Origin of the sequence: Paenibacillus sp. FSL R5-0378 (genome assembly GCF_038009285.1) — a bacterium.
GTDB classification, from domain to species: Bacteria; Bacillota; Bacilli; order Paenibacillales; family Paenibacillaceae; genus Paenibacillus_AQ; species Paenibacillus_AQ favisporus.
Genome location: NZ_JBBPAY010000001.1, coordinates 1,594,333 through 1,607,941 on the forward strand (window position 1 = coordinate 1,594,333; position 13,609 = coordinate 1,607,941).

The following is a 13,609-nucleotide window of genomic DNA, read 5'->3' on the forward strand; positions in this document are numbered from 1 at the left end:
TTGGGAAAGCCATCAGCACACAAAAAAGGAGACTCACATGTTCATCTGTGAGTCTCCTTTTGAACGTTACCGCGGGTCGTGGGTGGTCAGGTCGCACTGCTCCAGCGGGGTCAGCTTGGTTTTCTTTTTCCACTTGTAGCCGAACCATACGGCCAGGAACAGCGGAATGCTGACATACGTCACGAGAATGCCGTACCAGTCGATTTTGCTGCCGGTAAACGCTCCGGTGTTCTGTCCCAGGATCGCGATAATGCACAGGATAAAGGCAAAGATCGGTCCGAACGGGAACCAGCGCGCCCGGTAGGGCAGCTCGTCCAGGGAATGTCCCTGGGCGAGGAAAGCCCGCCGGAAACGGTAATGGCAGACGGCGATGCCGAGCCAGTTAATAAAGCCGCACATGCCGGAGGCGTTCAGCAGCCAGTTGTACACGACCCCGTCGCCGAACAGGGAGGCCAGAAACGCCAGCATACCGATCGCCGTGGTGATCAGGAGCGCGTATACGGGAACGCCGCGGCTGTTCAGCCGGCTCAAAAATTTAGGTGCCAGGCCGTCCTTGGCCATGGCATACAGCACGCGGGTGGAGGCGTACATGCCGGAGTTGCCCGCCGACAGCACGGAGCTCAGAATGACCGCGTTCATGACGGATGCCGCAAAGGCCAGACCCGCCTTTTGGAATACGAGGGTGAACGGGCTGACGCCGATATTGTTCAGATCGGTCTTCAGCAGGTTCGGATTCGTATAAGGAATCAGGAAGCCGATGACGATGATCGCCAAAATGTAGAAGATCAGGATCCGCCAAAATACCTGCTTGATGGCGCGCGGCACGTTTTGGCGAGGATTTTCGCTCTCCCCTGCGGCCACCCCGATCAGCTCGGTTCCTTGGAAGGAAAAGCCCGCCGCCATAAAGACGCCGACGAAAGCAAAGAATCCGCCATGGAAGGAGCTGCCGCCCAGGTTGAAGTTCTCGAAGCCGACCGGCTTGCCCCCCATGATCCCGAAGATCATCAGAATGCCGACAATCAGGAAAATAATGACGACCGCGATTTTAATAATGGCAAACCAGTATTCGGATTCGCCGTAGCCCTTGGCTGATAGAATATTGAGGGCAAACATGATAGCGAGAAACAGCAGACTCCACAAAAAGGAGGGAGAGTCCGGAAACCAATATTTGATAATGACCGTCGCCGCAGACAGCTCGGCCGCGATCGTGATCGCCCAGTTGTACCAGAAGTTCCAGCCGACGGCAAATCCGAAGGCCGGGCTGACGAAGCGGGTGCCGTAGGTGCTGAACGAGCCGGAATCCGGCATGTAGGTAGCCATTTCTCCCAGGCTTGTCATCAGAAAATATACCATCAGGCCGACGGCGGCATAGGCCAGAATCGCTCCGCCCGGTCCGGAGGAGGAGATGGCGCTGCCGCTTGCCAGAAAGAGCCCGGTGCCGATAGAGCCGCCGAGGGCGATCATCGTCATGTGCCGGGATTTCAGGCTCTGTTTGAGTGCCGTTGCCGGTGTTTTTAAACGCATAAAAAGAAATCATCCCTTCAAATATGAATATGACTTCATGGAGTGGAAGGGGAACAACCAAAAGGGACCCCAGGTATGAAGTACCCGCGGTCCCGATAAATGACGCTATGGCTTCCGCACCCGTGCTTCCATGAAAGATAGCTCATCACGGCGTCTTCATCTTCCTGCAGGAGGAAGGAACACCGCGACAGTTCTGTCCCTTTCGGAGAACAGACCCAGCATGCCAACCGTAGAGCGGGTTCGCACACTTCGGCGGAAGGCGCCCTTCGCTGTCGTCACCGGCGGCTCTTACGCCTCGGAACAGCTACTCATCGCTTCCGCAACCTCTACCTCACCTTGGACGGATGAGGTTATCTTTTACATATTTCTTTGTATTGATGTATTGAACACGTAACATCGTAACGTATTACGCCGGGAAAAGGCAATGGTTAAAGCTGGAACTCCGGAAGAGCCGTTCCCTGCAGTCTTCAGGAGCGGCTCCGCTTGGCCATCTGCTGCCACACGGTGCCTGCGGCCTGCTCGCCGGATTCGATGCGTTCCAAGGCCATCCGTGCCTGCAGGCTCACTTCGAACTCGGGATCGTTTACCGCTTCCTCCAGGGCATCGCGCGCTTCTTCCGTCCCCACTTCGTACAGGAAGCGGGCGGCGCGCCAGCGGACGATCTTGCTGCTGTCCTTCAGCGTCGCCTGCATCGCCGGCGTGGCCGCCGGGTCGCCGATGTCAGACAGCGTGTCGCCCGCCGTCCGGCGGACGGTCGGCGAGCTGTCCTTCAGCGCCTCGTACAGCAGCTCCATCGCTTCCGGCGTGCGCAGATCGCCGAGGTAGACGACCGCCAGGCGGCGGGTCTGCATCTTCTCGTCATGCAGCGCCTGACGGATGATCGGCAGCCGCTCTTCGGTCGGCTGCATGCCGTCCAGGGCGGCATAGCGAACCTTCCAGTCGGCGCTCTGCATCGCCTCGGCGAGCTCGGCGTCGCTCAGCTCGCGCCGCTCCTCTTCAAACTCGCTCTCGCTGGCGCCATGGGCGATCGCCTGCTCGATGACCTGCTTCAGCCGATCCTCGGGAAACGCCGCTTCAAGCTCCTGCTCGACCTCACCGGCGATATCCTCCAGCTCCCCGTAGCGGACGCCGTAATCCTTCAGCTTGCGCTCCTTGATCATCGTCGCCGCAGTGACTTCCATTACGGCTTTCGTGAAGCGGTCGGACAGCGCCCGGCGAACCTCCTGAGTGCCCGATTTCACGCGGATCTGCATCGGGATGCCCCGGAAAAACTGCACGAACACTTCCGCCTCGCCGTAGTGGCTGCCCGCTTCCGCGTCTTCTTCCGTGAACTGGCTTGTCAGGCCCTCCTGGCCGAACCGCTCCTGCACTTCGCCAAGGATGGCGGACCAGTCCGCGCTGCCCTGGCGTTCCAAGGCGACAAAGTCAAGGGTATGGAACACGCTCTTGACCCCTTGGATATGCAGCATCTCCCGGATCCATGCCGGGGCGGAGCGTTCATTGTCAAGCGTATATGTTTTGCGGATACCGGGCTCCAGACTCTCATCCAGGTGCAGCTTCATAGAGTTCGGACTCGGCGTTGGCTCGATAAATTTGATTTTCACAGATAAAGACCTCCTTCTTCTTCAACAACTTTTACTATTGAAAAAAATGATACAACTCATTCCTATATAGATGAATCCATCTATCTAAACTACAGTTTACCTCACTTTGCCCCCAAACATAAACCTTTTGCCGCGGATAGAAAACGGATGGAAAGACGACAATGACTAAGAGGTTACCAAGCTGCATAGAAGGAGCTGTACTGCCGCGTGATATTCACCATTTATTTCGCGCCGATGCTGATTGTCGTCGTGACGATGATGCTTTTGGCGCTGTACGTCATTCATTACTCCGACCTTCATGACGAATAATTCATAGACTTAGCGGCAAGCGAGCTTGGGATAGAGGGATGCATTCGAGCGTCAGCGCTAGTGGTACACAGGGTTTCGGATCGGGTAAAATGGAATAAACAGCGATTACACCCGGGAAGGAGGGGGACTCTTGCCGAAGATCCGTTACAATAACATGGATAATGTCAGTACGGATAAAACGTTGAAGCAGTTCAGACAGTGGCGCCAGGAGCGGCGGCAGAAGAAAAAGGACTACAGCTTCCAAATCCCGAATATGCCGCCGGATCTGGAGTATCTGCACGGCAACCGGCAGGATACGTCGATTACCTGGATCGGCCACTCGACTTTTTTTATCCAGTATGAGGGCCTCAACATTATGACGGACCCGGTCTGGGCCAAAAGAATGGGCTTTGAGCGGCGCCTCGGCGCGCCCGGTCTCCTGATCGATGATGTGCCGCCGGTGGACATCATTCTCATATCGCACTCCCACTATGACCATATGCACATGGCTTCCATCCGGAAGCTGTACCGGGCGGGCACGACGCTGATCGTTCCGGTCGGCCTCCGCGCGAAGATGGTCCGCAAAGGGTTCCACAATTGCCGGGAGCTGAAGTGGTGGGAGCATGTAGTCATCGGCCAGGTGAAGATCAGCTTCGTCCCGACGCAGCACTGGACGCGCCGCACGCCGTTTGACACCAACACCTCGCACTGGGGCGGCTTTGTGCTGGAGCCGCATGAGACAGGGGAAGCCGGTAACGCCGGAGCGGAAGACGGCACCAGGATGCTGCCGCCCAACGTCTATTTTGCGGGGGACAGCGGGTATTTTGCCGGCTTCAAAGAGATTGGCCGGCGCTTCAACCTGCATGTAGCGCTGATGCCGATCGGGGCGTATGAGCCCGAGTGGTTTATGACGTCGCAGCACGTCAATCCCGAAGAGGCGCTGCAGGCTTTTCTGGATGTGGGGGCCGATATGATGATCCCGATGCATTACGGCACGTTCCGCCTGGCCGACGATACGGCCCGGGAGGCGCTGGACCGGATGGAGGCGGAGCGGGTCCGACTCGGTCTGAGTGAGGAGCGGATTAAAGTGATGCATTACGGGGAGACGCTGACGATCCACCCGGAGCGGAGGTAGTTCCGGATACCGAACAGGAATCGGATACGTCGATAGATCCATACGAAACACCGGAAAGGCCGCCGGGCGGCTTCTTTCCGGTGTTTTTGCATGGACCCTTTCCTTACACCATGGTGAATTCGAGCGGTTTGGACAATGGCCCCCATCCTTCTATGTTGGGGTCCTATTGATTATCTCTTAGCGCGAGCGGGAATAGAAATAGATAAAAACGATTATATTGATAGAGATAGGCAATGATAGGACAAACGTCCGGGTAGGGGAAGGAATACCCGGGCTCGGCCGAATCCGCGGGCTATACTTTGTTCCTTCTATTATGAAATGGGCTTCGAACGCACGTTGATTTATGCTATAATGTGCTGAAGCCTACTAGCGAAAGGAATGGTAATACTTCATGATCAGTACAAGCGGCGTGACACTCCGTTACGGAAAACGCGCACTTTTTGAAGATGTAAATATAAAATTTACGCCAGGCAACTGCTACGGTTTGATCGGCGCCAACGGAGCCGGCAAATCGACGTTCCTCAAGATCCTCTCCGGCGAAATCGAGCCGAACCAGGGCGAGGTTCACATGACACCGGGCGAACGCCTTGCGGTGCTGAAGCAGAACCATTTTGAATACGACGAGTATCCGGTTTTGGAAACCGTCATCATGGGTCACAGCCGTCTGTATACCATTATGAAGGAAAAGGATGCGCTGTATGCGAAAGCGGACTTTTCCGAGGAAGACGGACTTCGTGCGGGTGAGCTTGAAGGCGAATTCGCCGAACTGAACGGATGGGACGCCGAGCCTGACGCGGCTGCACTCCTGATCGGCCTCGGCATTCCGCGCGAGCTGCATGACAAGAAGATGGTGGAGCTCTCCGGCAACGAGAAGGTCCGCGTCCTGCTGGCACAAGCCTTGTTCGGCCGTCCGAACAATCTGCTGCTCGACGAGCCTACCAACCACTTGGATCTCGAATCGATTCAGTGGCTCGAGAACTTCCTGATGGACTACGAAGGCACTGTCATCGTCGTATCCCACGACCGTCACTTCCTGAACAAGGTATGTACGCATATCGCGGATATCGACTTCGGCAAAATCCAGCTGTACGTGGGTAACTATGACTTCTGGTATGAATCCAGTAAATTGGCGCTGGAGCTCCAGCGCGAGTCCAACAAGAAGAAGGAAGAGAAGATCAAGGAGCTGCAGGCATTTATTCAGCGGTTCTCCGCGAATGCTTCCAAATCCAAGCAGGCGACTTCCCGGAAGAAGCAGCTGGATAAAATTACGCTGGACGATATCCGGCCTTCCAACCGGAAATATCCGTTCCTTCATTTCAAGCCGGAGCGTGAAGCAGGCAAGCAATTGCTGACGGTAGATCGCCTCACGAAGACCGTTGAAGGCGAGAAGGTGCTGGATGAGCTGAGCTTCGTCGTAAACAAAGGCGACAAGATCGCTTTTGTCGGCCCGAACGGACTGCCGAAGTCGATGCTGTTCGAAGTGCTGATGGGCAAGGCGGAGCCGGACGCGGGCGAGTTCTCCTGGGGCGTTACAACGACACAGGCGTACTTCCCGAAAGACAACTCCGAATATTTTGACGGGGTGGACCTGAACCTGGTGGAATGGCTTCGCCAATTCTCGAAGGATCAGGACGAGACGTTCCTGCGCGGCTTCCTGGGCCGGATGCTGTTCTCCGGCGAAGAAGCGTTGAAGAAGGCGAGCGTTCTCTCCGGGGGAGAGAAGGTGCGCTGTATGCTGGCCAAGATGATGCTGAACGGCGCGAACGTGCTGCTCCTCGACGAGCCGACGAACCACTTGGACCTCGAGTCCATCACCGCGCTGAACAACGGGCTGATCGACTTCGACGGGACGATCCTGTTCACATCGCATGACCATCAGTTCATTCAGACGATCGCCAACCGGATCATCGAAATTACGCCGAACGGCATCATTGACAAAGTCATGACATACGACGAGTATCTGGAGAACGATGAAATCAAGGCGCTGCGCGAGCAGATGTATCCGCAGGAAGTTTAACGCTTCAAGCCATGAAAAAAAGCTGCCATTCCCTTAAGCGGGGGTGGCAGCTTTTCTGTGTTGTCCGTAAAGCCTGTGGCTTGTTTAGGACCCGCCAGTGCGGCGGCGCTGATTGTTGGGCTTTTTCGTGTTTTGGCTCTTCATCGCGTGCGGGGCATTGCTTTGGAAGCCGCCGGGCTTGCCGCCCTTGTTCTGCTGCTTCTTCTGCTCCAGCTTCGCGCGGATGGCGTCGGCCAAATTGACCTTTTTGGCGTCCTGATTATCCGTCATGGGTAGGGTTCCTCCCTTTGGGGTTGTGTCCTTATTCTAGCTGTTTTTGCGGCTCCCCACAAGAGATGGGAGAGACAAAACCTCTTGAACATAAGCAACTATGTTTCTCTAGACCCACACGACTTTCGTTTGCTAGGATAAAAAAGTGCCTTTGGGCATGAAACGGTGAAAAGGGGCCAACGAACTTGGATCATATCTATGAAGATATCCGAAAAGGGGAACGCGGCGCCTGGATCAGCATTGCGGCGTATTTGATCCTCTCCGTGGGCAAGCTGGTCGGCGGCTACTTCTTTGCGTCCAGCGCCCTGCTTGCAGACGGGTTTAACAATCTGACCGATATCGTGGCGTCGGCCGCCGTGCTGATCGGCCTGCGGATATCGCAGAAACCGCCGGACTCAGACCACCCGTACGGTCATTTCCGTGCAGAGACGGTAGCATCGCTGATCGCTTCGTTTATTATGGGCATGGTCGGTATTCAGGTGCTGGTGGAGGCGGCCAAATCCCTGTTTATGGGCAAAGAAGCCTCGCCGGATTTATGGTCGGCCGGCGTGGCGGCTGTCTGCGCTGTATGCATGCTGTTCGTCTATTTATATAATAGAAAGCTGGCCAAGGAGATTAAGAGCCAGGCCTTGATGGCGGCCGCCAAAGACAATCTGTCCGACGCGCTGGTCAGTATCGGGGCGGCGGTCGGGATTGTCGGGGCACAGTTCGGCCTGCCATGGCTGGATGTGGTGGCGGCGTTTGCCGTGGGCCTGCTGATTTGCAAGACGGCCTGGGATATTTTCCGCGATTCCACCTACCGCTTGACTGACGGGTTCGATCAGGAGGAACTCCGCGATCTGCGGGGCACCATTGCCAAAACCCCCGGCGTTGAAGGCATCAACGATGTGAAGGCCAGGGTTCACGGCAATCATGTCCTGGTCGATGTCGTCATCGTGGTTGACCCCACCCTCAGCCTGATCGAAGGGCATGCCATCAGCGACAAGATCGAAGAGCGGATGAAGAGGATTCATAATATTATGAACGTCCACGTCCATGTGGAGCCTCGGGAGAAAAGCTTGTGAAGGCCGGTTCCTTTGAAAAGCTCCCATGTTCTTGATAAGCTTCGGTGAACAGCCACAGTGCATAAGCATTGTGGCTATTTTTGCGTCCGCACGCTGCCTTTCGGAGAAATTGTCTCAGTTATGGGTCTGACGAAGCGCGAAAATAAAATTGGAAAACGGTTCCAACGTAGCAGGTAATTATGAGGTTTGTGGGATATCCAGATGGAGAAATTCAATGAATAATGACATAGATGGAGGGATTTTACAAATTCCTGCGTCAAATCATGCTTACGATGGAAAGGAGTAAGGCTGTGGACAGAACGTTGTGGCGATTGTGGACTGCTTGCACTGCTGGATTGCTGGTGATGGTTGGGATGTGGCCCGGATTCAGCCTTGCGGCTGCCGAACCGACGCGGTCGGCGATTGAATGGTCCAAGGATTACGGAAGCCAGTCCAGCGGAGAGGGGGTCATCCCTACATCAGACGGTGGCTATCTAGCCTTGGGCGACATCTATGACTCGTATCGAAAGGCCTATGTGGTAAAGCTGGATGGAGAGGGGCAGGTGGAATGGGAGCATAAGCTGTCTTACTATGACTGGGGGGGCAGTACGGCATACCGGGCCATTGAGACCAGGGACGGGGGTTACCTTATCGCGGGGAACACGTCTGAAGAGTTCGAGCCGATTAGGCAGCTGTTCCTGATCAGGTTGGATGCATCGGGGAATGTGGTGTGGCAGAAAGCGATGGATGTCCAGGGGTATGATCAAAACCCGAAAGCCATCGTCGAGACGGAGGACGGCAGCTTTTTGATTGCCGGAAGCGGGATCGTCCACTGGGTTGCTTATGACAGAGCTTATATCGCCAAGATCGATCAAAATGGGAATACGCTGTGGTACAACCAGTACAGTTTTTCGGGAAGCGACTATTTAACCGATCTGATACCCGCGAGCGACGGGGGTTACATCGCTGTCGGCCACGCAGGTATGGTGGAATATGAATCGAGAGAACATGATGCGATGCTGGTGATGAAGATCGATGATCAAGGCAAAGAGGTATGGTCAAAGCAATCGGTCGAGCCACGCAGCGGTTGGACAGCCTACTCGGTCATTCCGGCCGAGGACGGAGGCTATATGATCTTGAGCCGTAAATCCGTCAACGGCAACGGCGTGCCGGTACTTACCAAGACGGATCTGACCGGACAGGTGCAATGGGAAAAGACATACCCGGATGGTGCCAATTCGCAGAATTTCAATCGTTTGGTCCAGACGGAAGAGGGCTACGCGATGCTGGGGGAACATGTTACATACTTGGACTGGAGCTCAGAGTGGAAGCATCAATACAGCGTGTTAAGCGTCGATCGGAGCGGAGGGTTGATCAGCAGGGAATTGTTCAAGGGGCCTCCAATCTACAGGGTCGGTACCGCATCGGGAACTCCGGACGGAGGTTATATATTCCCGGGAACCGTTCAGCGGGGAGACAGCGGGAAATTTCAGCTGATGAAGCTTACGCCGCCGGCGGACCAGCCGCCTGTTGAGCGAACACTAACAGGCATCGCATTTTTGGAAAAGGAAAAGAAACTGAAAACAGGTTCAAGCGTCTCCACTGTGCTGCAAGCGGTTTATGACGACGGAACCCGAAGCGACTTGTCCAACGCCGCAGTCTACGTTTCGGGGGACGCTGCGATTGCCGAAGTCGATGCATTAGGCCGAATCACGGGAAGGGAGCCGGGAGACACCTATGTGGAAGCATCTTACGAGGGTTATACAGCAAGATTGAACGTGACTGTACTGCCGGAAGATACGGGCGAGTATGATCCCCTGAACGGCTATCTCGAGCTGGATTCGTCCCAATACTCGCTTTCGGAAGGTTCGACGCTGGATATCAAGGTTTTTTTGTATGACTATTCGACACAGACGAGATCGGATATTACCAAGCAGGTTCAATTCAGCAGCAGTCATCCGGACGTTGCCGAAGTGGACGGGGAAGGAAATCTGATCGGTCATAAGCCGGGCTTGACCCAGATCTCTGCCCAATATAAGGGAGGCCGGACGATGGCCTCGGTCCAGGTCGTCCGCGCCGCTGCTCCAATCGGCACTGACCTTCCGGATCAAGGCGGGACGGATAACGGCGAGGATCTGGAGAATTCAGTAGAGGAATAATCGTGTAAAGCTTCGTCTGATGAAAACATGGATGAACAAGGCTGGCCTGAACAGGGCCGGCTTTGTTCTACCATTTGGCCGCTGCAGGCATTTCCTTAATGTTCCCTGATTTCCAGGGACCAGGTGTATTTAAGACCATAGACCTGTTTACTACCAACATTTGGAGTGTTTATTTGTGTAAAAAGGGCCATGCGGTTTCTCGATCCTCCTGCCTATAATGAGAGCAAGCGCTAAGCGGGCCGGCGTTCCCCGGTTTCTACAAGCGACTCAGACATCTCAAGGAGGAATGAAATGATTAACATCAAGAAAAGCTTACTCGGATGCCTGCTATTATCCGCTGCCATTTCTGCAGCCGTCATCATCCCGACCGGACATGAGGCTCAAGCGGCGTCGGCATCCAGCCAGGTTCAGGCACAGGGCCAGGTCGGCGTTATCCAGGCCTCGGTAAATCTTCGGGACAAGCCTTCCCTGTCCAGCAACGTGCTCGGTTATGTGAAAAAAGGAGAGACCGTGCAGATTTTGGAGAAAAGCACGGCTTATTATTATAAAGTGAAAACTTCGTCGGGCAAGGTTGGCTACGTCAGCACCCGCGAAAAATACATAGCCGTTAAGGGCACCGGTTCGGCATCCCAGCCGAGTACCGGATCCTCTGAAGCGGCACCACCCGTCTCCGCGGAAAATACGAATGCCATGATCGAAAAGGTGATCCAGACCGGCATGAAGTATTTGGGAACCCCTTACGAGTTTGGTTCCAACCGGAATACGACGACCACGTTCGACTGTTCGGATTTTACCCGCCAAATCTTCAAAGAGGCTGCAGGCGTTGTGCTTCCGGCAGATTCCAGACAGCAGGGCTCCTGGGTGAAGGAAAACAGCGGAGCTGTATACAGCACGGACCAGCTGAAGCGGGGAGATCTCGTGTTCTTTATGAGTTACCGCGGATCCAGCGCTTCCGCCTATCAAGGCGTTGATAAGTCCAGCCAGCGGATTACCCATGTGGCGGTGTATCTGGGCGACGGCAAGCTGCTGCATACCTACTCCAATCAAGCCGGCGGCGTTACAGTATCGGATTTCAGCAACTCTTGGAAGCTGAGATTTCTGTATGGAGGCAGCGTTCTGAAATAAAGGTCGCGTAAATGCAAAGGACCGGAGAATTCTCCGGTCCTTTGTTGTCCCCCGCAAAGGTTTCGCTGTGCGGGAGGTTTGATGATATTCTATGTAGAAGGAACTAAATGACGCCGACACCCGTTAGTAAAACCCTTAGTTCATTCTAGTACTGGCATGTTGCTTTTTGGATGTCTTATTTTACGAGAATCCAGGCCGTTCCGAGCCACGTGTACACTTCCACCCACTCGCCGAGGAGCGATCCAACGCGGTTGCCCGTAGTGTCAACGACTTGCGGAGCAAGGACGCTTGCGACTTTACCGCCGGGCTCAAAGTAGAACGGTGTATTTACCGTCAGGATGAGAGGCACCGTAGGATTCGTTACTTCTTCTCCTGCCGAGATGATCGGCTCAGGCACCAGCTTGGTAGGTTCGGCAACGGTCTCCGACGAGCCTGTGGCCGAATTCGTGGTGGACGGAGTGCTGTTCGTTGTAGACGTTGTGGATGCGCTGTCCGCGAACGCTGCGGTTCCCATGGAAGCCATTAATCCGAGTGCTGCTGCAATAGTGATGATTTTTTTCATAGACTGTGTTCCTCCTTGGAATAGTATGCTTCTACACTATCCAAATAACCCTCTTAAAGACAAATGAACCAAGTTATCTAGTATCGTAGAAAAAAAGATTGTTTTAGTTTACCATAAATATGGTAGAAGCGTCAGGGTGGATGGTACCAAATATCCCGGCTGCCTGCTTTTGAAGTAGGCCAAAAATAAAACTTTAGAAATGCGCCGAATGGTGGAGTGAACTTGCTTTTCGGCAGAAAGGGGGCGGACATGCGCCTAGGGAAGTTTTTGTTTCGGTTCATCATAACGATCATCATCTTGGTCATTATCGCCGCAGGCGTGCTGATCTGGTACATCGCTCCGGACCGCAAGCTGAATTTGAATTATACGGATCTGAATATCCAGGATAAAGCGATGCAGATGCTGAAGACGAAGAAACCGGAAATTACGCTGAATAACGAAGAGTTGAACGAGCTGGCCAAGAAAGAGCTCATCAAGCACATGGGTGATATGCCCCCGCAGGTTACCGTTACCGGAGCCGAGTTCCAGTTCCATGGGCAGGAGGTTACGGCGGATATTAACGGCAAGTGGGAGTTTATTCCTTTTGGTGCTGAGCTGACCTTCACGATGGATGCCGACGGCAGCGTCATTGTGCTGAAGCATGAATCCACGAGGATCAAGTCGATCCGCGTCCCGGCGGAGACCTGGGGGCTAGGCACCCTTTCCGTGCCGCTCAAGGAGCACTTGCCGGAAATCCTTAGAGTGGACGATGTTCAGTTCTTAGATGACGGAGTTAAGCTGACGTTCAAGCTGAACTGGCTGGATCTGCCGTCGCTCTTTTAATGAAACAAAAGATTGCGGGCATTAAAAAAACCAAGCGCCTTCTATCCGAAGGACCGCTTGGTTTTTTTGCTCATTCTAACCTTTTTCTTATCTCTTTTGGCTTGTTCGTCTTCTCGTATCAGCTGCCCTTATACCGTTAAGGCGTTCGGCTGCGGCCGGTAAACAGGGAGATGATAAAGAGGACCAGGAAAATGAAGAACAGCACCTTGGCAATCGTAGCCGCCGCAGATACGATTCCGAAGAATCCGAAGATTCCGGCGACGATCGCAATAATTAAGAAGATAATCGACCATTTCAACATCTTGCTCACCTTTCTTTCCTGTAGAGTTTGGGCGATAAATGACTGGACATACGCCGATAAACCAGCGGGTCCCGTTCACCCTCGTAGTCATACTTAACCGGGCCCAAGGGGAATGAAACAAGCCCTGACTTTGGTAAAAAACGGCGCTGTTTCGTCATTTGGGCGATAGGGTAACTAACGCTTAAGTGAGCCTTACAGGAAGCATGGAAGGCATCTTGAAGAGACAAGAAAGAGAGGTTATGCACATGATTATGTCGCTCAGTGTCGCGTTAATCGCGGTCGCTTTTGCGGTTCTGGTCGTTTATCTCATTAAAACGCTGCTGGCCGCAAAGAGTTCGCTTGAGAAGACGACGCAAACTCTGCAGGAGGTTCAGCAGACGATCGACGAACTCAGCTATGAGATCAAGCAAATCGTCCGGCACGCCAACGATATTACGGCGGATGTCGAGCATAAGATGAAACAGATTGATCCGGTCATGAATTCGGTGAAAAATTTGGGTGAAGTGCTCAGCGAGTTAACCCTGGCTGCGAAACAGGCTTCCACAACCTTGATTCACAAGTTTAAGCAGCCCAAGCACCAGGTAGAATCCCGTCCGCGGCACATGCTTGCCTCCGCGTCGACGCCGGAGGAGCGCACGTTTGAGTCCTATTCGGCTGTATATGAAACGGGAGCAAAGGCCAAGCCTGCGGCTAACGTGGTGAAGTGGATCGACACCGCCGCGACGGTCTGGCAGAGACTGCGCCGGTAGGACCTATGGC

Annotated in this window: 12 protein-coding genes and 1 riboswitch; of the genes, 7 read left to right on the forward strand and 5 right to left on the reverse strand. The window is 54.2% G+C overall.

The window, feature by feature from the left end; translation table 11 throughout:
- Positions 1-66: 66 nt before the first annotated feature.
- Both MKY74_RS07155 and MKY74_RS07160 read right to left on the reverse strand, forming a co-directional pair.
- On the reverse strand, positions 67-1,524 hold the full coding sequence (locus tag MKY74_RS07155) for an amino acid permease (protein ID WP_076176136.1): 1,458 nt from the start codon (positions 1,522-1,524) through the stop codon (positions 67-69).
- A gap of 130 nt (positions 1,525-1,654) precedes the next feature.
- Positions 1,655-1,861, reverse strand: a riboswitch (Lysine riboswitch).
- 130 nt (positions 1,862-1,991) lie between these two features.
- Entirely contained in the window at positions 1,992-3,128 is a 1,137-nt protein-coding gene (locus tag MKY74_RS07160; RefSeq protein WP_076176134.1) for a virulence factor, read from the reverse strand.
- A gap of 439 nt (positions 3,129-3,567) precedes the next feature.
- Between MKY74_RS07160 and MKY74_RS07165 the strand changes: the two genes are divergently transcribed.
- Together MKY74_RS07165 and MKY74_RS07170 are read left to right on the forward strand one after the other, a co-directional pair.
- A complete protein-coding gene (locus tag MKY74_RS07165; RefSeq protein ID WP_076176132.1) occupies positions 3,568-4,551 on the forward strand; it encodes an MBL fold metallo-hydrolase in 984 nt (327 codons plus the stop codon).
- A 391-nt stretch (positions 4,552-4,942) separates the two neighbouring features.
- Complete coding sequence (locus MKY74_RS07170; RefSeq protein ID WP_076176130.1) at positions 4,943-6,568, forward strand: ABC-F family ATP-binding cassette domain-containing protein; 1,626 nt, start codon at positions 4,943-4,945, stop codon at positions 6,566-6,568.
- 84 nt (positions 6,569-6,652) lie between these two features.
- Here MKY74_RS07170 and MKY74_RS07175 read toward each other — a convergent pair whose 3' ends face one another.
- Positions 6,653-6,838 carry a hypothetical protein gene (locus MKY74_RS07175; protein ID WP_076176128.1) on the reverse strand — a complete coding sequence of 62 codons (186 nt, stop codon included), beginning with the start codon at positions 6,836-6,838 and terminating at the stop codon, positions 6,653-6,655.
- Positions 6,839-7,023: 185 nt separating this feature from the next.
- Between MKY74_RS07175 and MKY74_RS07180 the strand changes: the two genes are divergently transcribed.
- The 3 genes from MKY74_RS07180 to MKY74_RS07190 all read left to right on the forward strand — a co-directional run bounded on the left by MKY74_RS07180 (position 7,024) and on the right by MKY74_RS07190 (position 11,165).
- The gene (locus MKY74_RS07180; RefSeq protein ID WP_076176126.1) at positions 7,024-7,902 is read left to right on the forward strand and encodes a cation diffusion facilitator family transporter; all 879 of its coding nucleotides are present in this window, start codon (positions 7,024-7,026) and stop codon (positions 7,900-7,902) included.
- A gap of 290 nt (positions 7,903-8,192) precedes the next feature.
- Positions 8,193-10,040 carry an Ig-like domain-containing protein gene (locus MKY74_RS07185; RefSeq protein ID WP_167372936.1) on the forward strand — a complete coding sequence of 616 codons (1,848 nt, stop codon included), beginning with the start codon at positions 8,193-8,195 and terminating at the stop codon, positions 10,038-10,040.
- Between the two features lie 291 nt (positions 10,041-10,331).
- Complete coding sequence (locus tag MKY74_RS07190) at positions 10,332-11,165, forward strand: C40 family peptidase (RefSeq protein WP_076176121.1); 834 nt, start codon at positions 10,332-10,334, stop codon at positions 11,163-11,165.
- A 175-nt stretch (positions 11,166-11,340) separates the two neighbouring features.
- Here the strand turns inward: MKY74_RS07190 and MKY74_RS07195 are convergent, their stop codons facing one another.
- Positions 11,341-11,727, reverse strand: coding sequence for a hypothetical protein (locus tag MKY74_RS07195; RefSeq protein WP_076176118.1), 387 nt, complete (start codon positions 11,725-11,727; stop codon positions 11,341-11,343).
- A gap of 249 nt (positions 11,728-11,976) precedes the next feature.
- On the opposite strand from MKY74_RS07195, the gene MKY74_RS07200 reads away from it, so the two are divergent.
- Positions 11,977-12,549: a hypothetical protein gene (locus tag MKY74_RS07200; RefSeq protein ID WP_076176115.1), complete on the forward strand. Its 573-nt coding sequence runs from the start codon at positions 11,977-11,979 to the stop codon at positions 12,547-12,549.
- A 136-nt stretch (positions 12,550-12,685) separates the two neighbouring features.
- Here MKY74_RS07200 and MKY74_RS07205 read toward each other — a convergent pair whose 3' ends face one another.
- Positions 12,686-12,850 (reverse strand): DUF1328 domain-containing protein, encoded by a 165-nt coding sequence (locus MKY74_RS07205; RefSeq protein WP_076176112.1) that lies wholly within the window; start codon positions 12,848-12,850, stop codon positions 12,686-12,688.
- A 245-nt stretch (positions 12,851-13,095) separates the two neighbouring features.
- Here MKY74_RS07205 and MKY74_RS07210 point away from each other — a divergent pair, with 245 nt between their 5' ends.
- Positions 13,096-13,599, forward strand: coding sequence for a DUF948 domain-containing protein (locus tag MKY74_RS07210; protein WP_076176265.1), 504 nt, complete (start codon positions 13,096-13,098; stop codon positions 13,597-13,599).
- The last annotated feature ends 10 nt before the right edge of the window (positions 13,600-13,609 follow it).